The organism is Mesorhizobium loti CJ3sym (genome assembly GCF_000472785.1).
Taxonomy (GTDB): Bacteria; Pseudomonadota; Alphaproteobacteria; order Rhizobiales; family Rhizobiaceae; genus Mesorhizobium; species Mesorhizobium loti_E.
This window is the reverse complement of sequence record NZ_AXAL01000026.1, coordinates 55,951-80,867: the sequence shown is the minus strand read 5'-3', so window position 1 is coordinate 80,867 and position 24,917 is coordinate 55,951. Positions and strand designations below refer to the sequence as shown.

The following is a 24,917-nucleotide window of genomic DNA, read 5'->3' as shown; positions in this document are numbered from 1 at the left end:
CGCTCAGTTGCGGTCGTCCGGGAACACAGGGATCGGCATGAAATCGACGCCGTCCTCGGCCAGGCTCTTGGCCTCGTCCAGCGTCGCCTCGCCATAAATGCCGCGTGCATCGGTTTCGCCGAAATGGATTTTGCGCGCTTCCTCGGCGAACTTGTCGCCGACATAGTCGGCATTCTCGCGCACTTTCTCGGCCATCGCCTTGAGCTGCGCCAGCGCCTGCTTCTGCGCCTCGCCCATGGCGAGCGCTATGGTTTCCTGCTTGCGCGCCGTGGAGACGGCCGGCGCCATCAAGGCTTTCTGCACCTTGTGCGAACCGCAGCTCGGGCAATCGACAAAACCGCGCTTCTTCTGGATATCGAAGTCGTCATTGCTGCGAAACCAGCCCTCGAACTCATGCTCATGTTCGCAGATCAGGGAAAAGCGGATCAAGAGGCCGCACCCCGGAGACGCGGCGCCTCCGCCGCGCCGGCATTGATGGTGAAATCACGCGCATTCTTTAAATTCGGGATCTTCTTGCGCGCCGCAAGCGACTGCGCCGGGTCGATCTCGGCGACGATCACCGCCGGTTCGTCATGCGCGGCTTCGGCGATGATGCGGCCCCAAGGATCGACGATCAGCGAATGCCCAAAAGTCTCGCGGCCGTCTTCATGCAGGCCGCCTTGCGCGGCGGCCACGACATAGGCGCCGTTCTCGATGGCGCGGGCTCTCAGCAGCACATGCCAGTGCGCCTCGCCGGTCTGGCGGGTGAAGGCGGCAGGCACGGTCAAAACTTCCGCCCCTGCCAGCGCCTCGGCGCGGAACAGTTGCGGGAACCGCAGGTCGTAGCAGACCGCGAAGCCCAATTTTGCACCCGCGACCTCGGCCACCACGGCCTCGGTGCCCGGCTCGTACGCCGCGGATTCGCGCCAGCTCTCGCCATTGTCGAGATCGACATCGAACATGTGGATCTTGTCGTAGGTGGCGAGCGTGGCACCGTCCGGACCAAACAGTAGCGCCCGGTTGGCAAGCTTGCCGTCGGCGCGCAGGATGGCGGTCGAGCCGATATGCAGGAAGACACCGAGTTCGCGCGCCAGCTTGCGCGCGGTCGAAACGACGATGTCCTTATCCTCGGAGGTGAAGGAAGCGGCGCGTGCTTCCTTGTCACGGATCAGCGCCCCGGTCATTTCCGGCGTCTGGATGTAGGTCGCGCCCTGGCCTGCCGCTTCACGCACCAGCCGTTCGAGATCAACCGCATTGCGCTCCGGGCTTTCGCCCGAACGCATCTGCACTGCCGCCGCCTTGAAAACACCCATCGTCAAACCCTCAAATCGTTGCGCCGTTGGCCAGCATCTTGTCGAGCCGGCCTTCGGCCTCCAGCTTATGGAGGTCGTCGGAGCCGCCGACATGCGTATCGCCAATGAAAATCTGCGGAAAGGTGGTGCGCCCGTGCGCCCGCGAAATCATCTCCTGGCGCAGTTCCGCCGAAAACGAAGCGTCATGCTCGGTGTAATTGACGCCCTTGCGCTCCAGCAGCCGTTTGGCTGCCGTGCAGTAGCCGCACATCATGCGCGTATAGATGGTGACATCGACCATGACGAATTTCAGCTCTCCTTGCCGACTTATATAGTCGCGGACTCGTCCGCCCGGAAGTCCCCCGGCAACACACGGGCGAAGGTCAGCACGTCGACGGCGGCCGCTCCTCCCCTTTTCAGCGCCTTGGTGGCCGAACGCACGGTGGCGCCGGTGGTGTAGACATCGTCGATCAGAAGCACCCTGCGGCCGGCGATCTCGATTTCCGCCTCGGCCGGCACGCGAAAGGCGGCGCGAACATTCTCCTCGCGCTCCTGCCGCTCCAGCCCGACCTGCTGGCGCGTGAGTTTCACGCGCCGCATGACGGAAGGGGCGAAAGACAGCCCACTGAGTTCGCAAACCGCACGTGCCAATTCCGCCGACTGGTTGAAGCGCCGCCGGAAAAAACGCCGCCAGTGCAGCGGCACCGGCACCACCACATCGGCCTCGGCGATGAGATCGGCACCGGCGCGCACCATCCAGCGCGCCATCCAAGGTGCCAAATCGGTGCGATCCTGGTATTTCAGCCCTTGCACCATCTGACGGGCAACGCCGGAATAGGCAACGGCGGCCCGCGCCCGCTCGAAAGGCGGCGGATCGGCGATCGCCTCGGCCGAGAGAAAGCCCTCGCCCATATGGTGGGTGAACGGCGTGCCCATCACTGGACACCACGGCCGCTCCAGAAGCCGCAGCTTCGGCCAGCAGGCGCCGCACAGCACGCCGGGCTGCGAGACATGCCGGCGGCAACCGGCGCAGACCGGTGGAAACAGGATGCGCGCCGGCCAGCCGAAAGCCGATCGGGTTAGCTTCCTGATCCCGATGGACTTGATCTCCAGCATCGGATCGGCCACGTGATTGGTCCTTCGCGCCACCATACCAATTACATCGGGGCGTCGACAAACAAGGATCCGCCCGTTGCAGCCGATAATGGATACCGATCTCTGGCTGGCGCACAAGCGGCGTGCGCTCACTCATCGCGTCGACGGCGCCGATTTCCTGATGAACCGTGCCGCCGAGGACCTTGCCGACCGGCTGGGCGCCGTCGAACGCAGGTTCGGCAAGGCGGCAGTGCTGTTTTGCCAGACGCCGGCCGCAGCCGACGTGCTCGCCGCGAGCGGCAAGGTGGGGGATATCGTCCGTGTCGAGACGGACGCGGTCTTCCTGAATGGGGCCGCCGGCTTGATCGCACCGCTGGAAACCGTGCCCTTCGAACCGCAAAGCCTCGATCTTGCGGTCTCGCTTCTGTCGCTGCAGGCGATGAACGACATTCCCGGCATGCTGATCCAAATCCGCCGTGCGCTGCGGCCGGACGGGCTTTTCCTCGGTGCCTTCGCCGGCGCCGGCACACTGGGTGAGTTGCGCGAAAGTCTGCTTGCGGCCGAGACCGAGCTTTACGGCGGCGCCAGCCCGCGCGTCATCCCGTTCACCGACGTGCGCGATGCCGGTGTGCTTTTGCAGCGCGCCGATCTCGCTCTGCCGGTTGCCGATGTGGAGACCGTAACGGTGCGCTACGCCAATTTGTTTGCCCTGATGGCCGATCTGCGCGCCATGGGCGAAACCAGTGCGCTTGCCGACCGCAGCCGGCGGCCGGGCTCACGCCAGCTGTTTGCCCGCGCCGCGGAAATCTACATCGAGCGTTTTTCCGATCCCGACGGTCGGATCCGGGCAAGCTTCTCGATGGTCTGGATGTCCGGCTGGGCGCCCGATGCGTCGCAGCAAAAACCATTGAAGCCAGGTTCAGCCAAGGTCTCGCTGAAGGCTGTACTGCAGGGACCTGAAGGGCATTGACCTGTACCGAAACGCGACAGGGCCAATTTCAAGGTGAAGGTGCGAAAGCGTTCGCAAGCCTGCTGCCGCTGTTGCTGAACATCCAGCTTATCTGGTTGAAGACCTGGCCGATGCCGCCAATGATTGTCAGGGACACCACTGCGACGATCAGGGCGTACTCGACGACCGTGGCACCAGTCTCGTCCTTCAGAAAGCGCAGCAGCAATGTTTTCATCACCTCAATCCCCCGTGCCGGAACCTTACCGCCGATCTGTTAAGAAAGGTTAACGGCAAAGCCTTAACAGGCAGTGAAAAGGCCGCCCTTTCGAAAACATCTTAACCATATCAGCAGTCGCCGCTGGTCTTGCCGTCGGACGCGATAATGCAGACTGAATCGGGCTGCGACTGCAGCACACTGCGGCGCACCGTATAGGTGCTGCGATGACCGATCGAGCCGGTGGCCGTCATGTCGAGGCCGGGAAAGTCATTGCGGGCCGCTTGCGAGCGCGTCCCGCTGTCAAGGAAAGGCGTCGCGATCAGGGCCAGTGCCACCGCGGCCGAGCCAAAAAGCAGTGTGATGCGCAGGACGCCCATGCCGGCATCGGCGGCGCGAAAACCGCGGTCGGGCCGGATCGAATCCCAATCCTTGTCCAGGCTCATACGATCGCTCCCCAGCGAAAAGGCGACGCGGCCATCATGACGCGGCCATGGGTCAATTTTTCATGATCAGATAAATCTTCCATTAACGCCGGCTGATATGGACCGTGGCCCCTCAGTCCCGGACGCTCACAGGAGATCGATGAGGAACGGGATCAGCGGCGCGTCGGCCGGCGGCATTGGATAGTCGCGCATCTGTTTTGGCCACACCCATTTCAACGCCTGCCCTTCCCGGGGCTGGGCGATGCCACGAAAGCGGCGGCAGACGAACAGCGGCATCAACAGATGGAAGTCGTCATAGGAATGGCTGGCGAAGGTGAGTGGCGCCAGGCATGGAATATCGGTCTCGATGCCGATTTCCTCATGCAGTTCGCGGATGATGCATTGTTCCGGCGTTTCACCGGGCTCGACCTTGCCGCCGGGAAATTCCCACAGGCCGGCAAGCTGCTTGCCTTCTGGCCGCTGCGCCAGCAGCACGCGGCCGTCGGCGTCGACCAGCGCACAGGCGGCGACCAGCAGCAGGCGCTTGCCGGCATTCGCCACGTCATTCATGACCAGGTGGCCGGCGATAGTGGTAGCGGTAGACCTCCTCGAAGCCGAGCGATCGATAGAGCGCCAATGCCGGCACGTTACCGGCCTCGACCTGCAGCCAGGCTTCGCGCGCGCCGCGCAGCCGCGCCCATTTCAGCGCCGACAGGATCAGGTTGCGGCCGTGGCCCTTGTTGCGCGCCGCCTTGTCGGTGGCGACCTCGAACAGGCCGGCGAGATCGCCGTCATGCACGCAGATCAGCGTCGCCAGCGCCTCGGCACCGTCCTCGAGCGCGAATAGCCCGGCCTCGGGCTGGATGGCGCCAATGATCTCAGACAGGCCGGGCCGCAGCGAAACGTCCGAGCCGCTGACCTTGAGCGAGGCGCCGATGAAGCGGCTGATGTCCTTCAGCGGGATCTGGTCCATGGCGGCATCGAGCTGCGCGTCAGCCAGCGGCAGCCGCATGACCAGCGATTCGTCGAAGCGGCTCCAGCCCTCCTTGTCGAGATGGCTGGCCAGATCGGGACCCGACAGTGGCGACATGCGGAACGTCAGCGGCCTGCCATAGGCGTCGAAACGGCGGCTGGCGCGGCCGATGCGGTCGGCCATGTGCTGGATGTCGCCGGGATCGAGCGGATTGACCGAATTCAGCCGCTTGGCCGGATGGCCCGCGGTCAGCCGCACCACCCAGGTGCCGTCATAGTGGACGGCCGCTGCCGGCCATGCGCGAAAGCCCGCCGCCTCGTAGCGGCGCACGATCGCGAGCATGCTTGCCGGATGCCTGGAAGCCAAAACTGTCAGCTCCGATAGTCGCCATTGATGGCGACGTATTCCTTGGTGAGATCGCAGGTCCACACCGTCGCCTTGCCGCGGCCGATGCCGATATCGGCGCGGATGAGGATATCGTCGCGCTTCATGTAGGCCGAGGTCTTTTCTTCCGAATAGGCCGGGTCGCGTTCGCCCTCATGCGCCAGCCGGTTGTCGCCGAACCAGATCGACAGCCGGTCGCGGTCGGCGGGCTCGCCGGCCTTGCCGACGGCCATGACGACACGGCCCCAATTGGCGTCCTCGCCGGCAACCGCCGTCTTGACCAGCGGCGAATTGGCGATCGACAGCGCGATGCGCTTGGCCGAGCGGGCCGATTTCGCACCGGTAACGGTGACTTCGACCTGCTTGCGAGCGCCCTCGCCGTCGCGCACCACTTGCAGCGCCAGCGACTTCAGCACCTTGTTTAGTGCCCGGCGGAACTGGCCGAGCCTGGCGTCCTTGGGATCGGTGATCTCAGGCGCGCCACGCTTTGCAGCCTTGCCGGTGGCAAAGATCAGCAGCGTGTCGCTGGTCGATGTGTCGCTGTCGACGGTCACCGCGTTGAAGGTCTTGGCGGTGCCGCGCGACAACAGATCCTGCAGCACGGGTGCTGCGATCGGCGCATCGGTTGCGATGAAGGACAGCATCGTCGCCATGTCGGGGGCGATCATGCCGGCGCCCTTGGAAATGCCGTTGATGGTGACATCGGTGTCGCCGAGCTTGGCCGTCTGCGTCGCCACTTTCGGATAGGTATCCGTGGTCATGATGGCTTTTGCCGCCTCGGTCCACAGGTCCGGTTTGCCGTCGCTGACCAGCCCGGCGAGCAGATGGCTGAACTTGGTTGTGTCGAGCGGCTCGCCGATGACACCGGTCGAGGCGAGGAACACCTCGCCAGCCGTGCAGCCGGCCGCGTTGGCGGCTGCTTCGCCGGTCAGCGCGGTGGATTCGCGGCCCTTCTTGCCGGTGAAGGCGTTGGCGTTGCCGGAATTGACGATCAGCACCCGCGCCTTGCCGGCGCCAAGGTTCTGCCGGCAGAAATCAACCGGCGCCGAAGGGCATTTCGACTTGGTGAACACGCCGGCGACCGCCGTACCCGCGTCGAAGACCATGGCGAGCAGATCGGTGCGGTTCTTGTACTTTATCCCCGCTTCGGCGGTGGCGATGCGCACCCCTTCAATGACAGGCATTTTGGGGTATTTCTTCGGCGCGAGCGGCGAAATCGTCGTGGACATGGGGACCTCGGGCGGGAAATTCGCAAGGGAAGGCCGGTTTGCCCGATACGGCGCGCGGGCGCAAGGGCGTTTTCGCCGCGCCTGCCGGGGGCGGCAACCACTGCGAATTAAGCTTGCATTTCAAATCTGTTGGCGTCGCGGGGGCCTGTGGCGCTATGATTGCCCCCCATGGGCAGGCTTGCGATCCTCGCATGGGCGTTTCTGGGACTTTTGCTGCTGAGCGCCGACGCTGAGCCGCAGCGTCGCGTGGCGCTGGTCATCGGCAACGGCACTTATTCCGAAGCCGGGACATTGGCCAATCCGGTCAACGACGCGCTCGACATCGCCGACAAGCTGCGCTCCATCGGCTTCGAGGTCATTGAAGGCAACGATCTCGGCAAGCGCGAGCTTGAACGCAGCATCGGTGAATTCTCGGATGCGCTCGAAGGCGCCGGCGTCGGCCTTTTCTACTATGCCGGCCATGGCCTTCAGGTCGACGGGCGCAATTACATCGTACCGGTCGACGCCAGGCTGGACATGCCGGTGAAACTCCAGCTCGAAGCCGTGCCGATCGACGAAATCCTCGACATCATGGAACAGCAGACCAAGGTCAGCCTGGTGTTTCTCGATGCCTGCCGCAACAACCCGTTTGCCCGCAGCCTGAGCCGCACCGCCACGACGCGGTCGGCGACGGCGCTAGCCGGCCTGGCGCAGTTCGATTCGACGCGCGGCTCCTTCATCGCCTTCTCGACAGCACCGGGTGCTGTCGCCATGGACGGAAGCGGGCGCAACTCGCCCTTCGCCGCCGCCCTTTTGCGGCACATCGCCGAACCCGGCCAGAGCATCAACGACATGATGATCGCGGTGCGCCGCGACGTGGTTTCGCAGACGCGCGAAAGCCAGCGGCCCTGGGAACAGGGCTCGCTGCTCGAACGCTTCGAGTTTGTGCCGAGCGGCGAGCCGGTGAAACCGCCCGCACCAGCCGCGGCACCTGAGCCCTCGACACAAGTGGCGACGCTCGAGCGTTCGGTCGGCGACGACAAAAGCGCGATCGAGAAGTTCCTGCGCGACGATTACCTGTCGCCGGACATCAAGGATATGCGCGCGGCCGTCAAACGGCTTTACGGCCCATCCGCCACCATATTCGGAACGCCTTACGATGCCGAGGCGCTCGTCAAAGTGAAAAGTGACTGGTTCGCGCAATGGGCTTCATGGTCGCTTGGCCTGGAACCGGGCAGCCTGGAGGTTACACCGCACGGTGAGGGCAGTGCCCAGGCCGTCTTCGCCATGAGCTACGACTACACACCAAAGGACAAGGCGGCGGCGCGTGTGGCAGGCAAGGCGCGGGTGACGCTGGAATTGATCAAGACCGCTGATGGGTGGCGTATCGTGTCGGAGACGTCACAGGCGATGTGACGGCGATCGCCTGATGATGGCGCAATTTCTGCGCTTGAAAACGGGGCGTTTCGTTTCATGGCCGGATCACCTATCGTTGCCGGCAAATTGAAAACGAGGACGTCAGGAATGGCCGAGGACGCGGATCCGGCACGCAAATCGATTGGCGCCCGGCGCAATCCCGACAGCGCCGAAGCCATTCTGGAGGCCGCCGAAGCCGTACTCGTCGAGGCCGGCTATGCCGGCTTCTCGATCGAGGCGGTGGCACGCCGTGCCCGCGCCGGCAAGCCGACCATCTACCGCTGGTGGCCGAGCAAGGCGGCACTGCTGCTTGAAGTCTACCAGCGCCAGAAGCGCGTCGACATTCCCGATACCGGAAGACTGGAAGAGGATCTCGTCGGCTTCCTGAAAAATCTGTTCGCGCACTGGCGCGAGACATCGTCGGGCAGCGTGTTCAGGTCGCTGATCGCCGAGGCACAGTCGGATGAAACCGCAGCCGCCGCTCTTGCCGGATATGTCGAAGGCCGCCGCACCCACACCGGCCAGATCATCGAGCGCGCCAAGGCACGGGGCGAGGTCGCCGACGATATCGATCCGGCCGTGGTCGCCGACCTCGTCACCTCCTATGCCTGGCGGCATCTGCTGACCAACCGGCTCGACGAGCCTGAGGCGACGATCCGCAAAATGGTCCGCTATCTCCTGCAAGGCATAGCAGCCGGCGCCGGCCAATAAAAAGGGCGCGGCAACCTTCGCTGCCGCGCCCCTTTGAAACGTTTTTCAGGCTTACTTGGCGCTTTCCAGCGTGTCGACGGCCTGCTTCAGCTTGGCGTCCGCGATTTCGACCTTGGCGCCGGCGCGCAGCGACTTGACCAGAGCGAAATACTTGTCTCGGATGACCGCCTGCTTGGCCTGGTCCTTGACGTCGTCGAAGGCCGGCGGCTGCTTGGCGCGCTTGTCCTCGAGCTTGATGACATGCCAGCCGAACTGTGACTGCACCGGCTGCTCGGTGTATTTGCCGACCTCGAGCGCGAAGGCGGCCTTGTCGAACTCAGGCACCATCTGGCCAGGTCCGAACCAGCCGAGATCGCCGCCATTGGTCTTGCCCGAGGGATCGCTGGTGTGCTCGTTGGCAAGCTTCTGGAAGTCGGCGCCGCCATCGAGCTGCTTGATGATCGCCTCGGCCTCTTCCTTCGTCTTCACGAGGATGTGACGGGCATGCACCTCGTTGACCGGCGGCGTGTTGGCGATTTCCTGGTCGTAGCGGGCGCGGATTTCGGCGTCGGTGACCTTGTCGACAACACCCTTCTCGACCATCTCGCCATGCAGCGCGCGCTGCTGCAGGAAGGCCATGCGGCGCTGGAAGTCGGGATCCTTGTCGAGACCGTCGGTAACGGCCTTGGCGGCCATGACGCGGATCTCGATAGCCGCCGAAAGGGCAGCGGCGCGGCGCTGTTCAGGCGGCAGCTGCGCGAATTGCTGCGACAGCTCGCCCTCGGCAAGCACCAGGTCGGCTTCCGTCAAGGGCTGGCCGTTGACCGTGGCGACCACGGCATTCGGGTCGACGGGGGCCGCGGGGGGTGCTGCCGGGGCCGCGGCATCGGCGGGAGCAGCGGGAGCGGTCTCCTGCGCCATGACAGGCGACAGGCAAAGAGCCGACAGGCCGAAGGCCAGACCAAGGCTGGCGAGCGACGCACGGCGAAACAACAAGGGCATAAGGATGACTCCGGTGAGGGATTATAAGGAGGGTGGCTTCCAGATCAGCCAGATTGTGGCGGAATTTGGCGCGACCGGCAGGGCCAGCGCGGCGTTGACATCAGTTGAGCCCCCTCTTATCTGTCCAACGACTTTGCGTCCAGAACCGTTTTCCGGGCGCTTTTTGTGTTTGTCCGTATTTGGGCGACGCATTCACGCGGATTTGATGGGGCCGGCCGGCGCCTATCTTAAAGATTGAGAATTCTATCGAAAGGACCATTGAATGGTCAGTCTCGGCGGTCTCGCCCGTAAGGTTTTCGGTTCCTCCAACGACCGCCGGGTCAAATCGACCCGGCCTCGTGTCGAGGCGATCAACGCCATGGAAAACGAAATGCGGGCGCTCTCCGACGCCGAACTCGCGGGGCGCACGGATAAATTCCGGCAGGATATCGCCAATGGCGCCAGCCTTGAGGATCTTCTGGTCCCGGCCTTCGCCACCGCCCGTGAGGCGGCACGCCGCGTGCTCGGCATGCGCCCCTTCGACGTCCAGCTGATCGGCGGCATGGTGCTGCACAATGGCGGCATCGCCGAGATGCGCACCGGCGAGGGCAAGACCCTGGTCGCAACGCTGCCGGTCTACCTCAACGCGCTTGCCGGCAAGGGCGTCCACGTCGTCACCGTCAACGACTATCTCGCCACCCGCGACTCCGAATGGATGGGCCGCGTCTACAAGTTCCTCGGCCTCTCGGTCGGTGTCATCGTCCACGGCCTGTCGGACGAGGAACGCAGCGCCGCCTACGCCTCGGACGTCACCTACGCCACCAACAACGAGCTCGGCTTCGACTATCTGCGCGACAACATGAAGTATGAGCGCGCCCAGATGGTGCAGCGCGGTCACAATTACGCGATCGTCGACGAAGTCGATTCCATCCTGGTCGACGAGGCGCGCACGCCGCTGATCATTTCCGGTCCGCTCGAGGACCGTTCGGAAATGTACAACACCATCGACACCTTCATCATCCAGTTGCAGCCGCAGGATTATGAGATCGACGAAAAGCAGAAGACCTCGATCTTCACCGAGGAAGGCACCGAGAAGCTGGAGAATCTGCTGCGCGACGCCGGCCTGCTGAAGGGCGAGTCGCTCTATGACGTCGAGAACGTCGCCATCGTCCACCATGTCAACAACGCGCTGAAGGCGCACCGGCTGTTCCAGAAGGACAAGGACTACATCGTCCGCAACGACGAGATCGTCATCATCGACGAGTTCACCGGCCGCATGATGCCCGGCCGCCGCTATTCGGAAGGCCTGCACCAGGCACTGGAAGCCAAGGAGCATGTGGCGATCCAGCCAGAGAATCAGACGCTCGCCTCCGTCACCTTCCAGAACTACTTCCGCCTCTACAAAAAACTTTCCGGCATGACCGGCACGGCGCTGACCGAGGCCGAGGAATTCGGCAACATCTACGGCCTCGAAGTCACCGAGATCCCGACCAATTTGCCGGTCATCCGCAAGGACGAGGACGACGAGGTCTACCGGTCGGTCGAGGAGAAGTACAAGGCGATCGTCAAGGAGATCCGCGAAGCCAGCGCCAAGGGCCAGCCGACGCTGGTCGGCACGACCTCGATCGAAAAGTCCGAGCAGCTGGCCGAGCGCCTGCGCAAGGAAGGTTTCAAGGATTTCGAGGTGCTGAACGCCCGCCATCACGAGCGCGAGGCGGCGATCGTCGCCCAGGCCGGCAAGCCCGGCGCCATCACCATCGCCACCAACATGGCCGGCCGCGGCACCGACATCAAGCTCGGCGGCAATGCCGAAATGCGCATCGAGGACGAACTGGGCGACATGCCTGCCGGACCCGAGCGCGAGGCGCGGGAAAAGGAAATCCACGCCGACATCGAGCGCCTGAAGGAAAAGGCGCTGGCCGCCGGCGGCCTCTACGTGCTCGCCACCGAGCGCCACGAATCGCGCCGCATCGACAACCAGCTTCGCGGTCGCTCCGGCCGCCAGGGCGACCCCGGCCGCTCGAAATTCTTCCTGTCGCTGCAGGACGATCTGATGCGCATCTTCGGCTCCGAGCGCATGGACGGCATGCTGCAGAAACTCGGCCTCAAGGAAGACGAGGCGATCATCCATCCCTGGATCAACAAGGCGCTCGAGAAGGCGCAGAAGAAGGTCGAGGCGCGCAACTTCGACATCCGCAAGAACCTCCTGAAATATGACGACGTCTCCAACGACCAGCGCAAGGCGGTTTTCCAGCGGCGTATCGAGCTGATGGACGGCGAAGGTCTTTCGGAAACCATCGCCGAGATGCGCGAAGGCGTCATCGACGATATCGTCGCCAAGGCCATTCCCGAAAACGCCTATGCCGAGCAGTGGGACGTCGCCGGCCTCAAGGCCGGGGTTGCCGAATTCCTCAATCTCGACCTGCCGGTCGATGACTGGGCCAAGGAAGAAGGCATCGCCGAGGACGACATCCGCGAGCGCATTACTGCTGCCGCCGATGCCGCCGCCAAGGAACGCGCCGAACGCTTCGGCCCCGAGGTGATGACCTATGTCGAGCGCTCCGTAGTGCTACAGACGCTCGACATGCTGTGGCGCGAGCACATCGTCAACCTTGACCATCTGCGCTCTGTCGTCGGCTTCCGCGGCTACGCCCAGCGCGATCCGCTGCAGGAATACAAGGGCGAGGCCTTCGAGCTTTTCCAGGCGATGCTCGGCAATTTGGAACAGGCCGTGACCGCCCAGTTGATGCGCGTCGAACTCGTCCGCCAGGCCGCCGAAGCCCCGCCTCCGGAAGCCCCCGACATGTTCGGCACGCATATCGACGGCAGCACCGGCGAGAATGATTTCGAAGGCGGCGAAACCGCCCTCCTGGTGCGCCCGGAGCAGAACGTTATCGTCGCTCCCGAGGATCGCGACCCCAACAACCAGGCCACCTGGGGCAAAGTCGGCCGCAACGAAGCCTGCCCCTGCGGCTCGGGCAAGAAGTACAAGCACTGCCACGGGGCGTTCGCGTAAGGGCGCACTTCCTTCTCCCCGTTTCACGGGGAGAAGGTGCCCGAAGGGCGGATGAGGGGCGGCGCTGAGTTCTGCGATTGCCCATATGCCTCAAATCGAGTCGGATGACATGCCGGACCCCGCGAAGCCGCTGCGTCTGTAGCTAGTTTCTTCTTCGCCCAGCCCGCATCAGTCCAAATCCCCCGAAAGCCAGCGCCGCCCATCATCCGCCGGCCGGCACCTTCTCCCCGTGAACGGGGCGAAGGAAAGCTCACCCAACCGTTTCTTAATGTGTCTCCGCTACACCAAAGCCTGAAAAAGAGGCGGAAAACGGAGAGAGATCGGGGTGCGCTTTTCCGCGGCCACGACAGCCGGGCGGTTCTTGCCGCAGCGTTTGGCGCTGCGCGTGGGACCTCTGCTTGGCCGCATCGACGCCGTGCTGTTCACCGCCGATGAACGCGGTGAGGCCGGCCGCATGTCGGTCATCGCCTTCTCCATCCGCATCGTCAGCGCCGTCATCGCCTTCATCAGCCAGGTGCTGATGGCGCGCTGGATGGGCTCGTTCGAATACGGCATCTTCGTGCTTGTCTGGGTGACGATGGTCATCGTCGGCAACCTCGCCTGCCTCGGCTTCCACACCTCGGTCATCCGCTTTATTCCCGAATACCGCGAGCGCGGCATGCTGGCCGAATTGCGCGGCATCGTGCTGGCCAGCCGGCTGTTCGTGCTGATTGCCTCGACGATCATCGCCGGGCTGGGCGCGCTCGGCGTGTGGCTGGCCTCGCCATGGATCGAAAACTACTACGTCGTGCCGTTCATCCTCGGCGTCATCTGCCTGCCTATGATTGCCATGGGCGACCTGCTGCAAGGGCTGGCGCGCGCCAATTCATGGGCGCTGTTCGCGCTCTCGCCGACCTATCTGATACGGCCGGTGCTGATCCTGCTGTTCATGGCGCTGATGCTTTTCGCCGGCTATGCGCCCGATGCCAGGACCGCGATCTTCGCCTCGATCGCTGCCTGCTACGTCACCACGCTCGGCCAGTTGATCGGCGTCACCCACCGCATGGAAAGGCAGATCCCGGCCGGGCCGATGAACGTGCATTTCGCGCAATGGTTCGTCGTCTCGCTGCCGATCTTCCTGGTCGAGAGCTTCTTCTTCCTGCTCACCAATGCCGATGTGCTGATGGTCGGCGCCTATATGGAGCCCAACGACGTCGCCGTCTATTTCGCCACGGTCAAGACGCTGGCGCTGGTGCATTTCGTCTATTTCGCCGTCAAGGCCGGTGTTGCCCAACGCTATGCGCAATTCACCCATGGCGACCCGGCAAAGCTTGCTGCTTTTGCCCGCGAGACGGTGTCGTGGACCTTCTGGCCGTCGCTGCTGATGGCGTTCCTGGTGCTGGCGCTAGGCGAACCCATGCTGGTGCTGTTCGGCCCCGAATTCACGTCCGGCTATCCGCTGCTGTTCCTGCTTGTCTTCGGCGTTGTGGCGCGCGCCGCCGTCGGTCCCTGCGAAAGCCTGCTCACCATGAGCGGCAACCAGAATATCTGCGCCGCCGTCTATGCCATGACACTGGCCTTCAACATCGGCCTCAACGTGGTGCTGATCCCGCATTTCGGCCTGTGGGGCGCGGCCATGGCCACCGCCTTTGCCATGATCTTCGAGGCCAGCGCGCTGTCCTTCACGGTGTGGCGCAAGCTCGGCATCGTCATGGTGATCTTCGTGCCTGCCAAAGGAGCCGCCTGATGGCCGCCATCCCGTTGCTCGAGGAAACCAGCGGCGGCACCGCCGGCGCCATGGTGTCCGGCCTCGCCGGGCTCGGGCGTGACGCCGATCCCGCCCATATCGAAATCCTCGCCAACAACCGGCCCGAGCGCAAGCTTGCCATCTATCCGGCATCGGCCGGCTTCGATCTGGTCGAGGAACTGGATTACCTCTGCGCCCGCACGATCGAGCCGAACGTCTTCTTCAACCCGCGCTTCCTGGCCCCGGCCATGCCGCGGCTGGAAGACCGCGAGGTGCGGCTGGCGGTGATCCGCGACGGCGACGAATACCGCAACCGGCTACGCCTGCTGGTGCCGATCTCGGTCGAGCGCCCGGTGGTGCCGTTCGGCGTTCCGGTGATGCGCACATGGTCGAGCCCGTTTGGTCCGCTCGGCACACCGCTGATCGACCGCGACGATCCGATCGGTGTCGTCGAGGATTTCTTCTCGATGCTGTCGCGCCCGCACCTCAAGCTGCCGAAAGTCTTTGTCTTGCCCGACATCAGGCTCGACGGTCCGGTAGCGAGCCTGCTTGGCACGGTGGCCGAGACGCGTGGGCTGACGCTGGTCACCACCAGCCAGGCCCAGCGCCCCGCGCTGGAGAGCGAACTCGACGGCGACGACTATCTGAAGGCCTCGCTGCGCTCGCACCATTATCGCGAGTTCCGCCGCCTGAAACGGCGTCTTGGCGACCTCGGCAGGCTGGAGCATGTGGTGGCGCGCGGCCCCGAAGACATCCGCCACGCCATCGAAAGCTTCCTGACGCTGGAAGCGTCCGGCTGGAAGGGCCGCGATCGCACCGCCATGGCGATCGACCGCTTCCGCGCCGCCTTTGCCCGCGAGGCGGTGCACAGGCTTGCCGAACACGACATGTGCCGTATCCATTCGCTGACGCTCGACGGCCGCACAATCGCCTGCCTGATCGTCTTCGTCGAAGCCGGCGTCGCCTATACGTGGAAGACGGCCTATGACGAGACGCTGGCCGCCTATTCGCCGGGCACGCTGCTGATGATCGAGGTGACCAGGCAGCACCTCGACGATCCCAACATCATGATGACCGATTCCTGCGCGGTGCCGGATCATCCGGTGATGAGCAGGCTGTGGACCGAACGCAAGCCGATCGGCACGCTGGTGATCGGGCTGACGCCGGATGCCGACCGGCTCACCCGCCAGGCTGCCTCGCAACTGCATCTCTACCGAGAGACCCGCAACATGGCGCGCCTGTTGCGCAACCGGATGAAGAGCCTCCTGAGGCGGCGATAGACCCATGATCTCTGACTTCCGCGGCTGGAGGCGCCTTGCTGAGCCCCCTGCCCCCGACACAAATGGCGCAGGAACAACGGACGGGCGTCCTCGGTCCAATGCGACGTCTGGCGCAAAGGTCGGAACGATCGCACGGTTCGCGGGCACCGTCGTCTGCGTTTGGTTTCTGTCAGGCCTTGCGTCAGTGGTGAACGCCGCCAACGCGTCGGTTTTGCTCGAGGACCAGACCTGGACCGAACTGCGCGATCGGATCGCCGCCGGAATGACGACGATCATTGTCCCGATAGGTGGCACTGAACAGAGCGGCCCCGCTATGGCTTTGGGCAAGCACAATGTGCGGGTCAAGTTTCTGGCTGAAAAAATAGCCGGCCAACTGGGCAACGCGTTGGTCGCGCCCGTGATCTCCTATGTTCCGGAAGGAGCCATCGATCCGCCGACCGCCCATATGCGGTTTCCCGGCACGATCACCATCAGTGACAAGACTTTCGAGCAGTTGCTCGAATCCGCTGCCCGCAGCTTCAAGCTGCACGGCTTCAAGACCATCGTGCTGATTGGCGACCACGGCGGCTATCAGGCCGACGAGCGCCATGTCGCCGACCGCCTGAACGCCGAATGGCGCAAAACCCCAGTCCGGGTCTTTGCGGCGCTCGAGTACTATCAGATCACCCAAGGCGCCTATGTCGACAAGCTCCTGTCGGCCGGCGCGAAGCGGCCGGAGATCGGCACCCACGCGGGATTGGCCGACACATCGCTCATGCTCGCCATCGATCCGTCTATGGTGCGCGAGGATCGCCTCGCGGCTACCCCGAAGCTCGATGCCGGCGACGGCGTCTATGGCGGCGATCCGACACGATCGTCAGCCGCGTTTGGCCAGCTCGGCGTCGACCTGATCGTCAACGGAACGACCGAAGCGATCCGTGAATTCGAAAAACAGCAGCCCAAATGATCAAACCATATTCGCAGTTCACGAGCTTTCGCGCCCTGCTCGTCTTGTTGCTTGCCCTGTCTTCGGCATCGGCTTCGGCCGGCTCATGCCCGGAGGATTGCAGCGAGCCGGCGCCTTCGCACTCCCCGATCAATATCTACGACCAGACAAGCTCTGATCATTTGAGCCCCGCGACGGCAGGCGCACTGCCCCGTGTCTATGTTCCAAACCGCTCGTCCAACAGCGTATCGGTCATCGACCCCCTGACGTTCAAGGAAGTCGACCGATTCCCTGTCGGGCGCAAGCCGCAGCACGTCGTTCCGTCCTGGGATCTGAAGACACTCTGGGTCGCCAACAACGCCAGCGGCACCAGCAAGGGTAGCGTGACACCAATCGACCCCAAGACCGCCAAGCCGGGTCACGAAATTCCGGTCGATGACCCGTACAACATGTATTTCATGCCGGACGGAAGTTCGGCCATCATAGTCGATGAAGCCTACCAGCGGCTCGACATGCGCGATCCGCAGACCATGGCGCTGAAATCGACGCTCGCGACGCCGACCTGCCCCGGAATCAACCACTCCGATTTTTCCGTCGACAGTTCCTACGCCATCTTCACCTGCGAATATGGCGATGGCGGCCTGCTGAAGGTCGACCTGAAAAACCAGAAGGTGCTCGGCCACCTCGCTCTGTCGAAAATGGGCATGCCGCAGGACGTCAGGCTCTCCCCCGACGGCAAGGTCTTCTACGTCGCCGACATGATGAACGACGGCGTGTTCCTGATCGACGGAGACAGCTTTACCGAGATCGGCTTCATCGCCACCGGCATCGGCACGCACGGGTTTGTCGTCAGCCGTGACGGGAAAAAACTTTATGTGTCGAACCGCGGCTCGCACAAAATGGAGCAAGGCCGTGCAAAGGGGCCGGGCAGCGTGACCGTCATCGATTTCGCCACCCGCTCGGTCGTCGCGCAATGGCCGATACCGGGTGGCGGCAGCCCCGACATGGGCAATGTCAGCGCCGACGGCAAGCAATTGTGGCTGTCCGGTCGCTTCGACAGCGAGGTCTACATGATCGACACGACCTCCGGCGCCGTGACGAAAATCCGGGTCGGCGTCGAGCCCCACGGCCTGACGGTCTGGCCGCAGCCCGGCAGATACTCGCAGGGCCACACCGGCAACATGCGATAGGTCTCTCGACGGGTCGCAGGCACGGCCGCCTGCGACCTGATGCCTTACAGGCGTGCGCGAACTTGCCAGCCCACTCGCCGAGTGTGGCCAAACTGTACCGCCGATATCTCGCCGGCAACCGTTTGAACAAAGCAGCCGACACGAACGGTACATCGTCACATAACTGTAATAGCGCGCGCCTAGCTAAACCCTCGCCACATCAAAATGCGCCGCTCCATCCTGATGCGCCGCCACATATCGAGGGAAGACCATGCTTTTGCGCACCATCATCGCCCCATTGGGCGTCTGCTTGTCCATGGCCACATCGGCCTTTGCAGCCGATCTGGTCGAAGCCCCGCCACCGGCAGCGCCGACCTGGACAATAGGAATCGAGGGGAGCCCGGAATTCTACGCCATCGACAATGGCAGCAACACCGCCCGCTCGCTTGCCGACACCTACTTCAAGCTTAGCGTTTCGCACAGTTTCGACAATAATTTCGTCGGCGGCATCTTTATCCAGCCGACCTTCAAGACCGGCGGCAAGTCGCAGTATTATGCCGAAGCAAGCCTCGGTTACAAAATCAAGGTCACCGACGCCTTCAGCCTGACGCCCAGCGTCGGGCTCGGCTACACCTGGCACGATACAGGCATCATCAAGGATGCGGATGCCAATGCCAATGTTCCTTACTACGCCCTGTATATCGCCGGCGATTTGAAGGTCACCAAGCAGTGGACCTGGAACGTCTTCAACTTCCGCTATCGCAATGCCTTCAACACCACCTGGGAAACGCCGAAGCTGGCCACCGGTGTGACCTACAACATCGACTCGACCGACGCGGTCTATGCCAGCGTTGGCTACTCCTGGAAGAAGACCGATACCACTTCGGCCCCTTACAACGATCTCGCAGGCGACAAATTGAACATCGCCATCGGCTATAAGCATTCGCTCTGAGCGGATTCAGCAAAAGCAAGCTGACGCCATAGTGCCGGCTTCATCCAAATTCTCTCGGCTCTGATCAGGCTGGAGCCGAGAGAACCCAGCCTTGCGAACGCATCGCCTCGCGAACGCCAGTCACAGCCTATCGGCTCATATCAGCCAAGGCATCGCGCATGGCTGAACTTCCGATGCCGAATATGCCTCCGTAGGGAAAATTCAAATCGACAATGACGAACATCACGCTGGCGACAGCCACGACCGAGATTGCCAAGGCCATGACACTCAGCGTGCGCCGTGGAACTTGAAGCCCAAAGCTGAAGAACACGAGCGCCAGCCAGAAGCCGACTATGCCAGTGTAAGAATTGCTGGCGCCACGATCCGCATCTTCAATGACCCGCCAACGGCTCTCCTCAACCATTGTGAAATTCAATCGGCACCTGGCAGCCATGTTTACATGCGCGGTATTTGCCGGCGCCACGGAGTCGATCGATACTCCGACCTCGTTCATTAGGGTCTTTAGGGTCGCATCTTCGCCACTCACGGCCATGTGCCGAACATCCGGCATGCCGTCGACGACGGGCGCAATCTCGTGCGGCCACGTACTCGCTATAACGGCAGCGGTATATTGGCGAAGACGTTCTCTCGTCGCTCCCATCTCGGGGCCAAGATTTCGAAGGCACTCGTCCAGGCGTGCCAGTTTGGCGGCGTAAAGAGAACGGTCGTGGTTGGCGACATCGAAAGCCGATCTCGCCGAAGACAACTGCAGACTGAGAACCAGGGCGGCGAAGGTGACGAGGAGACCTGTACCCAAGCTCACCGCATCCATATTATCCTTCGAGAAGTGCGCTTCGTGCAGTCGCGCGCGCAAGGCCACCCCGCTGACCGCGCTTAAGCTGAACAGCATCAAAAACCCAAGCCCGTAGAGTATTTCCATCACGCAAAGTGGCCGGAAACTCGGCAATCGTGCCGTTTGATGTTGGCCTCTAGGAGTATCGCCGCAGGCCAAACTACGCAAGCAGGCGGCCCGGGCAAAGGTCGACGGCCACGGTCTATGGTTGCATCGCTCTGGAAGCAAGCGCGCCCGCCACTGTCGGGTAGCGGGTTGTAGAGAAATAGGATGGTGCCCCTAGACGGGGTACTGGGGCTGGATCGAACCAGCATCTAGACCGAACAATCTCTCAGCAATAACAAGACCTTACCGGCTTATCGCCCCTGAAGGCCTGTAGTCTCGATGTACCTCAGTGGGTATCAGGCGCTGTATCTCGGGTTAAGCGGCCGCTTAACTCTGGCGCAACCAAAGCGTGTTAGCCGTGGAGAATGGAATGAATAGGCGCTGCATGGGTTGGTGGCTATCGGGGGTATCGATATGACCGAGCATAGGCTTCCAGGTCGCTATAAGGCGCTCATCGCTGCCAACCTCGCAATCGGCATAGTGGGCATTCTGTTGCAGCCGGTGTATCCGAAGAGCATCTTCATCGCGATGTTTGTTATGTGCGTTTTCCTTACAGTCCTTTTGGCATTCATGCTTTGGAAGGGGTTTAGTGAGTGGAAGCGCCAATCCCTGTGGACGATCGAAACAAGCTTGCTGGTCACGCTTCTTCCGATGGCCCTCGGCATAAGTTTATACGGAATGTTTCTGACGTTGCGCTCCATGTTGAAGTGATGAGCAGCAGAAGGTCGCTCTCCATCCATCTCGGCCGTTTGCGGCAACCAGCTAATTGAGTTTTGACCCTTAGATGGTCGCGGCGAAACCTCAGCGCCACCAGCGCAGCCTCTACTGAGCGGGAAACGGCAACCCGCCTATCTCGCCTCAACGAACGTTGCGCTTGATACAAGCGGTGCGCCCGCCACGTCCGACCTCATCATTGGTGAAGCCTTAGCCGCACCACTCGACGCGACTGAGCGCAGCCGTCTGCTCGACCTCGCGATGCACCTGACGGTATTTCACGAGCGCGTCACCCTTGGCATTTCCCAAGGCAATGGTGATCTCGCCCTTACCTAAGGTTGATCGCAGCTCACGTTCAACGACGCGTCTGTAGCGGTAACTGGAGCTTCCCAGCTTCTTGTTCTTGCGCTCTTGCCAGTAGTCCACGATCACGCTGCTCATTGTTGGCCCCCCTGATGTACCACAACGATGTACCTCGGGGGACGTCTAAGCCCTTGAAAGCCTTGCAATTACTGGGCTTGTCAGCGGTCAGTGGTGCCCCTAGCCGGGATCGAACCAGCACTCCTTGCGGAACTCGATTTTGAGTCGAGCGCGTCTACCAATTCCGCCATAGGGGCTCAGGCCGGGCGGCCTGGATGGGCGCGGACTATACGGTCGGAGGCCTGTTCGTCAACTGGCCAATTCTCCGGCAGCGCCTGGATGCGACCAATCTTCGCCTTTTGATTTCATGGCACTGCTGCCATTGTGCAGCGCGGAAAATCTTTCTAGACAGGCGGCGCATGGAGCGTGGCGCGTCGGAATGGATGGCCGCGCACGCTTTGGGTCTTGTTTTCATCCACGCCTTTGTCCCAGGCATCTGCGCGTGTTTGGGCGACATGCATTAGGAGAGCCGATGCTTCGCGGATTGTACGATTGGACCCTGTCGCTGGCGGCGCGCAAATCCGCCGAATGGTGGCTGGCTTTCATCGCCTTCGTCGAGAGCTCGGTGTTCTTCATTCCGGCGGACGTACTGTTCCTGCCCATGGCGCTGGCACGGCCCGAACGCGCCTATCGCTACGCGCTGACCGCCACAGTTGCGTCCGTGCTGGGTGGCATTGCCGGGTGGCTGATCGGCTACTATGCCTACGACACGATAGCACGGCCGATCCTGGAGCACTTCGGCGGCCTTGCCGCCTTCGAGCAGTGGCAGTCGTCCGGCACCGGGCTAATGCTGGTGCTGCTTGTCACGTCCGGCGTTGCGCACCTGCCGCCGATCAAGGTGGTCACTATTCTGGCCGGGGCGCTTCACATAAATCTTTTTGTCTTCATCGTCTCGGCCATCTTGGCGCGAGGCGCTCGTTTCCTGCTGCTTGCCTGGCTGCTGCGCCGCTATGGTGAGTCGATCAAGGAGTTCATCGAGAAGCGCCTGGGATTGATTGTCGGCGCCGGCGCGGCTGCCCTGATTTTGCTCTATATCCTGATCAAATACGCGCTCTAGTCCATGTCGCCCAAGAGTGTCCTGCGGTTTTGGGACAACGACATGGATAAGGGCGAACGGGCGGCGTACACAACGGACGAAAGAACCATGACAGCGACCATGAATGCCGATACCGGACGCCAGCGCACGCGCATGGCCTTGTTTCTCGCGGTCGCCATGGCCGCTACCGTCGGCTCGGCCCTCGGCTTCGAGCACATCGGCGGCTACATCCCTTGCCATCTCTGCCTGGAGCAGCGCACCCCCTATTACGTCGGCGTGCCGTTGATGGTGCTGGCGGCGATTGCATCGATGCTACGCGCGCCGGCCTGGCTGACGCGCGGCCTGCTGGGCATCGGCGGCGTGCTGATGCTCTACGGCCTCTATCTCGGCGTCTACCACTCCGGCGTCGAGTGGCAGTGGTGGGCCGGCCCGACCGATTGTACGGCAGGCGCCGGGCCGGTCGACACCGGCGGCAAGGGCGTGCTCGACGCGCTCGACAAATTCGTGCCGCCCTCCTGCGACAAGGCCGCACTGCGCATCCTGGGCCTGTCTTTGGCCGGCTGGAACGCCATCGCCAGCCTGATCCTCGCCGCCGTCGCCTTCCGCGGTGCGCTGTCGCGCGACTGACCTAGCGCGAAAGCGCCGACGCGAGATCGTTCAAAGAATTCGGCAGGCTGAGTCTTATGGAGTGATTGTCGAGAACCGAAGCGGAGCGGACATCTGGTCCGTGAGCATCGGAAGCGCAGACAATTGCTCCAGACGGCCAATTCTCGAACGATCTCAAGGTTCCAGTTCGACATCCCAGTAAAGATAATCCATCCAGCTTTCATGCAGATGGTTCGGCGGGAACAGCCGGCCATTGTTGTGCAGATCATGCACCGTCGGCTGGTAAGGCTTCTGCAGCGGAAACATCTTGGCGTGCGCCGGCATCATGCCGCCCTTCCTGAGATTGCAGGGCGAACAGGCGGCGACGACATTCTCCCAGGTCGTGGCACCGCCGCGATGGCGGGGAATGACGTGGTCGAAGGTCAGATCCTCCGGCGTGCCGCAATACTGGCACTGGAAGCGATCGCGCAGGAAGACATTGAAGCGGGTAAAGGCCGGATGCCTGGACGGCTTCACATAGGCCTTCAGGCTGACCACGCTCGGCAGTTTCATCGAGAAGGTCGGCGAGGACACCGCATGCTCATATTCGGCGACGATGTTCACCCGGTCGAGGAACACCGCCTTGATGGCGTCCTGCCAGGACCAGAGCGACAAGGGGTAATAGCTGAGCGGACGGTAATCCGCATTCAGCACCAGCGCTGGAAGCCCATCCGGAGATACGGCAACCGTCACCTTGTTGACCTCCTCGTTCTAGAACCGATCGGCGCGGATACTGTAAGCCCGACATGACAGGGATGTGAAGCGGATTGTCGTTCGGCCAAAGTGCCAAAAACGCATGATTTTCATGCTTTTTTGCGGATTCAGGCCGGCGGTGTGGCGTCCCTGCCCCGGGTTTCGCGATAATAGGACCAGAAAAGCCGCGATGCGACACCTCGCCACGGGCTCCATGATTCGGCGAGCTGGATCAGTGTTTTCTCCGGCGGACGCGGGTCGATGCCGAGCGCATGGCCAACCGCGCTCTGCAGCGCGACATCGCGCGCCGGAAAAATGTCGGGGTGCCCCGCGGCAAACAGGAGGTAAACTTCCGCCGTCCACGGACCGATGCCGGACACCGCCGTCATCGCCGTGATCGCCTCCTCAGCCTCAAGCGAACAGAGGTGATGCAGGTCGAGGCCGTCGGCCACCGCCTGGGCGACCGCGATCAGGCCGCGCTGCTTGGGCCGCGACAGGCCGGCCTCGCGAAACATGTCCTCGCCGGCGGCCAGGATCGCTTGCGGCGTCAGCGGATCGACCAGCCTGGTCAGCCGGCCGAAGATCGCATCGGCGCTCGCCCGGGATACTTGCTGCGAGACGATGATCGAGGCCAGGCTCCTGAACCCCGGCTCTGAGAGCCGCAGCGGCACCTCGCCGGCCATGCCGCGCACCTTTTCCAGGCGCGGGTCGATGATGCAAAGCGCATCCAGCCCCCGGGCAATATCGTCCAGTGTCGCGATGCGCTGCATGGTATCCTTGTCCGCCAATGTGCAGCAAGGTAGCAACCGCCGAAACCACAGCACAACCCGATTGCCGCTTGAGACATGACGCTCCTGACATTCCGCTTCGCGCCCAGCCCCAATGGCGAACTGCACCTTGGCCACGCCTATTCGGCGCTGCTCAACCAGGGGCTGGCAAGGGCGTCGGGCGGCCGCCTGCTGCTGCGCATCGAGGATATCGACACGACGCGCTGCACGCCGCAATTGGAGGCCGGCGTGTTTGCCGATCTCAAATGGCTGGGCCTTGGCTGGGAAGAGCCGGTGCGCCGCCAGTCCGAGCATTTTGCCGAGTACGAGGCGGTGCTTGACGGGCTGATCCGCGAGGAACTGGTCTATCCCGCCTTCATGAGCCGTGGCGACATCAGGGCTTTTATCACCGACAGCGAGAAGCGCGGGCGTGACTGGCCACGCGATCCCGACGGCGTGCCGCTCTATCCCCCGGCCGACAAAGCGCTGCCGGTCAAGGAGCGCAAGCGGCGCATCGCCGAGAATACCCCCTTCGCCTGGCGGCTGGATGTCGATGCCGCCGTTGCGCTTGTCGGCGGGGATCTCGCATGGACCGAATTCGCCGACGAGACCCTTTCGGCCACGCGCCCGGTCGAAGCCCGACCGCAGGACTGGGGCGACGTGATCGTGGCGCGTCGCGACATCCCGACCAGTTATCACCTGGCCGTCGTGACGGACGATGCGCTGCAAGGCGTCAGCCATGTGGTGCGTGGACAGGATCTGTTTTCCGCCACCGGCGTGCAGCGCCTGCTCCAGGAGCTTCTGGAGCTCCCACAACCGGCCTATTTCCATCATCAGCTCATTCTCGGACCGGATGGGCGAAAACTGTCGAAGAGCCTTGGCGACACGGGCCTTGCGGCGCTGCGCGAGGCCGGCGCATCGCCGGACGATATCAGGCTGATGATCGGACTTTGACCTCTGTCAGCCTTAAGAAAGCTGCCTGCCGGACGCACCACCGGTTGAATTCCCGTGATGCATGGATCAATCGTTTG

At 62.9% G+C, this 24,917-nt stretch carries 28 protein-coding genes and 1 tRNA gene; 14 read left to right on the top strand and 15 right to left on the bottom strand.

The window, feature by feature from the left end; all coding sequences use genetic code 11:
* Positions 1–3: 3 nt before the first annotated feature.
* Genes A3A9_RS0129185 through A3A9_RS0129170 form a run of 4 tightly spaced genes read right to left on the bottom strand, consistent with a single transcriptional unit; the run spans position 4 to position 2,387 of the window.
* Positions 4–429, bottom strand: coding sequence for a DUF1178 family protein (locus A3A9_RS0129185; RefSeq protein WP_027061795.1), 426 nt, complete (start codon positions 427–429; stop codon positions 4–6).
* Entirely contained in the window at positions 426–1,292 is an 867-nt protein-coding gene (locus A3A9_RS0129180) for a carbon-nitrogen hydrolase family protein (protein WP_027061794.1), read from the bottom strand. The genes A3A9_RS0129185 and A3A9_RS0129180 overlap by 4 nt, the downstream gene beginning before the upstream one ends.
* A gap of 10 nt (positions 1,293–1,302) precedes the next feature.
* Positions 1,303–1,572 carry a glutaredoxin 3 gene (gene grxC, locus A3A9_RS0129175; RefSeq protein ID WP_027061793.1) on the bottom strand — a complete coding sequence of 90 codons (270 nt, stop codon included), beginning with the start codon at positions 1,570–1,572 and terminating at the stop codon, positions 1,303–1,305.
* Positions 1,573–1,598: 26 nt separating this feature from the next.
* Positions 1,599–2,387, bottom strand: coding sequence for a ComF family protein (locus A3A9_RS0129170; RefSeq protein WP_430515900.1), 789 nt, complete (start codon positions 2,385–2,387; stop codon positions 1,599–1,601).
* Between the two features lie 76 nt (positions 2,388–2,463).
* Between A3A9_RS0129170 and A3A9_RS0129165 the strand changes: the two genes are divergently transcribed.
* Complete coding sequence (locus tag A3A9_RS0129165) at positions 2,464–3,336, top strand: methyltransferase domain-containing protein (protein WP_027061791.1); 873 nt, start codon at positions 2,464–2,466, stop codon at positions 3,334–3,336.
* A gap of 28 nt (positions 3,337–3,364) precedes the next feature.
* On the opposite strand, the gene A3A9_RS0129160 is transcribed toward A3A9_RS0129165, so the two are convergent.
* From A3A9_RS0129160 to argJ, 5 genes are all read right to left on the bottom strand, one after another.
* Positions 3,365–3,550 (bottom strand): Flp family type IVb pilin, encoded by a 186-nt coding sequence (locus A3A9_RS0129160; protein ID WP_027031220.1) that lies wholly within the window; start codon positions 3,548–3,550, stop codon positions 3,365–3,367.
* A 110-nt stretch (positions 3,551–3,660) separates the two neighbouring features.
* Positions 3,661–3,975, bottom strand: coding sequence for a hypothetical protein (locus A3A9_RS0129155; RefSeq protein WP_027061790.1), 315 nt, complete (start codon positions 3,973–3,975; stop codon positions 3,661–3,663).
* 126 nt (positions 3,976–4,101) lie between these two features.
* Positions 4,102–4,524 carry a (deoxy)nucleoside triphosphate pyrophosphohydrolase gene (locus A3A9_RS0129150; protein ID WP_027061789.1) on the bottom strand — a complete coding sequence of 141 codons (423 nt, stop codon included), beginning with the start codon at positions 4,522–4,524 and terminating at the stop codon, positions 4,102–4,104.
* Positions 4,517–5,269 (bottom strand): GNAT family N-acetyltransferase, encoded by a 753-nt coding sequence (locus A3A9_RS0129145; RefSeq protein ID WP_027061788.1) that lies wholly within the window; start codon positions 5,267–5,269, stop codon positions 4,517–4,519. The genes A3A9_RS0129150 and A3A9_RS0129145 overlap by 8 nt, the downstream gene beginning before the upstream one ends.
* A gap of 29 nt (positions 5,270–5,298) precedes the next feature.
* The gene (argJ, locus tag A3A9_RS0129140; protein ID WP_027061787.1) at positions 5,299–6,540 is read right to left on the bottom strand and encodes a bifunctional glutamate N-acetyltransferase/amino-acid acetyltransferase ArgJ; all 1,242 of its coding nucleotides are present in this window, start codon (positions 6,538–6,540) and stop codon (positions 5,299–5,301) included.
* 168 nt (positions 6,541–6,708) lie between these two features.
* Here argJ and A3A9_RS0129135 point away from each other — a divergent pair, with 168 nt between their 5' ends.
* The gene (locus A3A9_RS0129135) at positions 6,709–7,935 is read left to right on the top strand and encodes a caspase family protein (RefSeq protein WP_027061786.1); all 1,227 of its coding nucleotides are present in this window, start codon (positions 6,709–6,711) and stop codon (positions 7,933–7,935) included.
* A gap of 108 nt (positions 7,936–8,043) precedes the next feature.
* Positions 8,044–8,646, top strand: coding sequence for a TetR/AcrR family transcriptional regulator (locus A3A9_RS0129130; RefSeq protein WP_027061785.1), 603 nt, complete (start codon positions 8,044–8,046; stop codon positions 8,644–8,646).
* Between the two features lie 51 nt (positions 8,647–8,697).
* Here A3A9_RS0129130 and A3A9_RS0129125 read toward each other — a convergent pair whose 3' ends face one another.
* On the bottom strand, positions 8,698–9,627 hold the full coding sequence (locus A3A9_RS0129125; RefSeq protein ID WP_027061784.1) for a peptidylprolyl isomerase: 930 nt from the start codon (positions 9,625–9,627) through the stop codon (positions 8,698–8,700).
* Positions 9,628–9,889: 262 nt separating this feature from the next.
* Between A3A9_RS0129125 and secA the strand changes: the two genes are divergently transcribed.
* The 6 genes from secA (at position 9,890) to A3A9_RS41915 (ending at position 18,674) form a co-directional block, all read left to right on the top strand.
* The gene (gene secA, locus A3A9_RS0129120; protein ID WP_027061783.1) at positions 9,890–12,622 is read left to right on the top strand and encodes a preprotein translocase subunit SecA; all 2,733 of its coding nucleotides are present in this window, start codon (positions 9,890–9,892) and stop codon (positions 12,620–12,622) included.
* 325 nt (positions 12,623–12,947) lie between these two features.
* On the top strand, positions 12,948–14,348 hold the full coding sequence (locus A3A9_RS0129115) for an oligosaccharide flippase family protein (RefSeq protein WP_027061782.1): 1,401 nt from the start codon (positions 12,948–12,950) through the stop codon (positions 14,346–14,348).
* Positions 14,348–15,628, top strand: a complete 1,281-nt coding sequence (locus tag A3A9_RS0129110; RefSeq protein WP_027061781.1) for a GNAT family N-acetyltransferase — start codon at positions 14,348–14,350, stop codon at positions 15,626–15,628. The genes A3A9_RS0129115 and A3A9_RS0129110 overlap by 1 nt, the downstream gene beginning before the upstream one ends.
* 187 nt (positions 15,629–15,815) lie before the next feature.
* Positions 15,816–16,574 carry a creatininase family protein gene (locus tag A3A9_RS0129105; RefSeq protein WP_245279148.1) on the top strand — a complete coding sequence of 253 codons (759 nt, stop codon included), beginning with the start codon at positions 15,816–15,818 and terminating at the stop codon, positions 16,572–16,574.
* Positions 16,571–17,743, top strand: coding sequence for a YncE family protein (locus A3A9_RS0129100; RefSeq protein WP_027061779.1), 1,173 nt, complete (start codon positions 16,571–16,573; stop codon positions 17,741–17,743). Before A3A9_RS0129105 ends, A3A9_RS0129100 begins: the two co-directional genes overlap by 4 nt.
* A 250-nt stretch (positions 17,744–17,993) precedes the next feature.
* The gene (locus A3A9_RS41915; RefSeq protein WP_027061778.1) at positions 17,994–18,674 is read left to right on the top strand and encodes a hypothetical protein; all 681 of its coding nucleotides are present in this window, start codon (positions 17,994–17,996) and stop codon (positions 18,672–18,674) included.
* Between the two features lie 127 nt (positions 18,675–18,801).
* Here A3A9_RS41915 and A3A9_RS0129090 read toward each other — a convergent pair whose 3' ends face one another.
* Entirely contained in the window at positions 18,802–19,593 is a 792-nt protein-coding gene (locus tag A3A9_RS0129090) for a hypothetical protein (RefSeq protein WP_033838858.1), read from the bottom strand.
* A gap of 432 nt (positions 19,594–20,025) precedes the next feature.
* On the opposite strand from A3A9_RS0129090, the gene A3A9_RS0129085 reads away from it, so the two are divergent.
* A complete protein-coding gene (locus A3A9_RS0129085; RefSeq protein ID WP_152536199.1) occupies positions 20,026–20,322 on the top strand; it encodes a hypothetical protein in 297 nt (98 codons plus the stop codon).
* A gap of 213 nt (positions 20,323–20,535) precedes the next feature.
* On the opposite strand, the gene A3A9_RS0129080 is transcribed toward A3A9_RS0129085, so the two are convergent.
* On the bottom strand, positions 20,536–20,766 hold the full coding sequence (locus A3A9_RS0129080; RefSeq protein WP_027061775.1) for a hypothetical protein: 231 nt from the start codon (positions 20,764–20,766) through the stop codon (positions 20,536–20,538).
* A 91-nt stretch (positions 20,767–20,857) separates the two neighbouring features.
* A tRNA-Leu gene (locus A3A9_RS0129075) sits at positions 20,858–20,942 on the bottom strand.
* Between the two features lie 18 nt (positions 20,943–20,960).
* On the opposite strand from A3A9_RS0129075, the gene A3A9_RS43070 reads away from it, so the two are divergent.
* The 3 genes from A3A9_RS43070 to A3A9_RS0129060 all read left to right on the top strand — a co-directional run bounded on the left by A3A9_RS43070 (position 20,961) and on the right by A3A9_RS0129060 (position 22,408).
* Positions 20,961–21,209, top strand: a complete 249-nt coding sequence (locus tag A3A9_RS43070) for a hypothetical protein (protein WP_027061774.1) — start codon at positions 20,961–20,963, stop codon at positions 21,207–21,209.
* An 8-nt stretch (positions 21,210–21,217) separates the two neighbouring features.
* Positions 21,218–21,802 (top strand): YqaA family protein, encoded by a 585-nt coding sequence (locus A3A9_RS0129065; protein WP_027061773.1) that lies wholly within the window; start codon positions 21,218–21,220, stop codon positions 21,800–21,802.
* Positions 21,803–21,889: 87 nt separating this feature from the next.
* The gene (locus A3A9_RS0129060) at positions 21,890–22,408 is read left to right on the top strand and encodes a disulfide bond formation protein B (RefSeq protein ID WP_027061772.1); all 519 of its coding nucleotides are present in this window, start codon (positions 21,890–21,892) and stop codon (positions 22,406–22,408) included.
* A 153-nt stretch (positions 22,409–22,561) separates the two neighbouring features.
* Here A3A9_RS0129060 and A3A9_RS0129055 read toward each other — a convergent pair whose 3' ends face one another.
* Complete coding sequence (locus A3A9_RS0129055) at positions 22,562–23,119, bottom strand: HNH endonuclease (RefSeq protein ID WP_027031236.1); 558 nt, start codon at positions 23,117–23,119, stop codon at positions 22,562–22,564.
* Positions 23,120–23,247: 128 nt separating this feature from the next.
* Entirely contained in the window at positions 23,248–23,889 is a 642-nt protein-coding gene (locus A3A9_RS0129050) for a DNA-3-methyladenine glycosylase family protein (RefSeq protein ID WP_027061771.1), read from the bottom strand.
* A gap of 75 nt (positions 23,890–23,964) precedes the next feature.
* Between A3A9_RS0129050 and gluQRS the strand changes: the two genes are divergently transcribed.
* The gene (gene gluQRS / locus A3A9_RS0129045) at positions 23,965–24,840 is read left to right on the top strand and encodes a tRNA glutamyl-Q(34) synthetase GluQRS (protein WP_027061770.1); all 876 of its coding nucleotides are present in this window, start codon (positions 23,965–23,967) and stop codon (positions 24,838–24,840) included.
* The last annotated feature ends 77 nt before the right edge of the window (positions 24,841–24,917 follow it).

What these genes read in the sequence shown, in the direction of transcription:
- A3A9_RS0129180 (WP_027061794.1), bottom strand. Translation starts at nt 1,292, where the DNA reads ATGGGTGTTTTCAAGGCGGCGGCAGTGCAGATGCGTTCGGGCGAAAGC.
- grxC (WP_027061793.1), bottom strand. Translation starts at nt 1,572, where the DNA reads ATGGTCGATGTCACCATCTATACGCGCATGATGTGCGGCTACTGCACG.
- A3A9_RS0129170 (WP_430515900.1), bottom strand. Translation starts at nt 2,387, where the DNA reads ATGCTGGAGATCAAGTCCATCGGGATCAGGAAGCTAACCCGATCGGCT.
- A3A9_RS0129160 (WP_027031220.1), bottom strand. Translation starts at nt 3,550, where the DNA reads ATGAAAACATTGCTGCTGCGCTTTCTGAAGGACGAGACTGGTGCCACG.
- A3A9_RS0129155 (WP_027061790.1), bottom strand. Translation starts at nt 3,975, where the DNA reads ATGAGCCTGGACAAGGATTGGGATTCGATCCGGCCCGACCGCGGTTTT.
- A3A9_RS0129150 (WP_027061789.1), bottom strand. Translation starts at nt 4,524, where the DNA reads ATGAATGACGTGGCGAATGCCGGCAAGCGCCTGCTGCTGGTCGCCGCC.
- A3A9_RS0129145 (WP_027061788.1), bottom strand. Translation starts at nt 5,269, where the DNA reads ATGCTCGCGATCGTGCGCCGCTACGAGGCGGCGGGCTTTCGCGCATGG.
- argJ (WP_027061787.1), bottom strand. Translation starts at nt 6,540, where the DNA reads ATGTCCACGACGATTTCGCCGCTCGCGCCGAAGAAATACCCCAAAATG.
- A3A9_RS0129135 (WP_027061786.1), top strand. Translation starts at nt 6,709, where the DNA reads ATGGGCAGGCTTGCGATCCTCGCATGGGCGTTTCTGGGACTTTTGCTG.
- A3A9_RS0129130 (WP_027061785.1), top strand. Translation starts at nt 8,044, where the DNA reads ATGGCCGAGGACGCGGATCCGGCACGCAAATCGATTGGCGCCCGGCGC.
- A3A9_RS0129125 (WP_027061784.1), bottom strand. Translation starts at nt 9,627, where the DNA reads ATGCCCTTGTTGTTTCGCCGTGCGTCGCTCGCCAGCCTTGGTCTGGCC.
- secA (WP_027061783.1), top strand. Translation starts at nt 9,890, where the DNA reads ATGGTCAGTCTCGGCGGTCTCGCCCGTAAGGTTTTCGGTTCCTCCAAC.
- A3A9_RS0129110 (WP_027061781.1), top strand. Translation starts at nt 14,348, where the DNA reads ATGGCCGCCATCCCGTTGCTCGAGGAAACCAGCGGCGGCACCGCCGGC.
- A3A9_RS0129100 (WP_027061779.1), top strand. Translation starts at nt 16,571, where the DNA reads ATGATCAAACCATATTCGCAGTTCACGAGCTTTCGCGCCCTGCTCGTC.
- A3A9_RS41915 (WP_027061778.1), top strand. Translation starts at nt 17,994, where the DNA reads ATGCTTTTGCGCACCATCATCGCCCCATTGGGCGTCTGCTTGTCCATG.
- A3A9_RS0129090 (WP_033838858.1), bottom strand. Translation starts at nt 19,593, where the DNA reads ATGGAAATACTCTACGGGCTTGGGTTTTTGATGCTGTTCAGCTTAAGC.
- A3A9_RS0129085 (WP_152536199.1), top strand. Translation starts at nt 20,026, where the DNA reads ATGACCGAGCATAGGCTTCCAGGTCGCTATAAGGCGCTCATCGCTGCC.
- A3A9_RS0129080 (WP_027061775.1), bottom strand. Translation starts at nt 20,766, where the DNA reads ATGAGCAGCGTGATCGTGGACTACTGGCAAGAGCGCAAGAACAAGAAG.
- A3A9_RS43070 (WP_027061774.1), top strand. Translation starts at nt 20,961, where the DNA reads ATGGGCGCGGACTATACGGTCGGAGGCCTGTTCGTCAACTGGCCAATT.
- A3A9_RS0129065 (WP_027061773.1), top strand. Translation starts at nt 21,218, where the DNA reads ATGCTTCGCGGATTGTACGATTGGACCCTGTCGCTGGCGGCGCGCAAA.
- A3A9_RS0129060 (WP_027061772.1), top strand. Translation starts at nt 21,890, where the DNA reads ATGACAGCGACCATGAATGCCGATACCGGACGCCAGCGCACGCGCATG.
- A3A9_RS0129050 (WP_027061771.1), bottom strand. Translation starts at nt 23,889, where the DNA reads ATGCAGCGCATCGCGACACTGGACGATATTGCCCGGGGGCTGGATGCG.
- gluQRS (WP_027061770.1), top strand. Translation starts at nt 23,965, where the DNA reads ATGACGCTCCTGACATTCCGCTTCGCGCCCAGCCCCAATGGCGAACTG.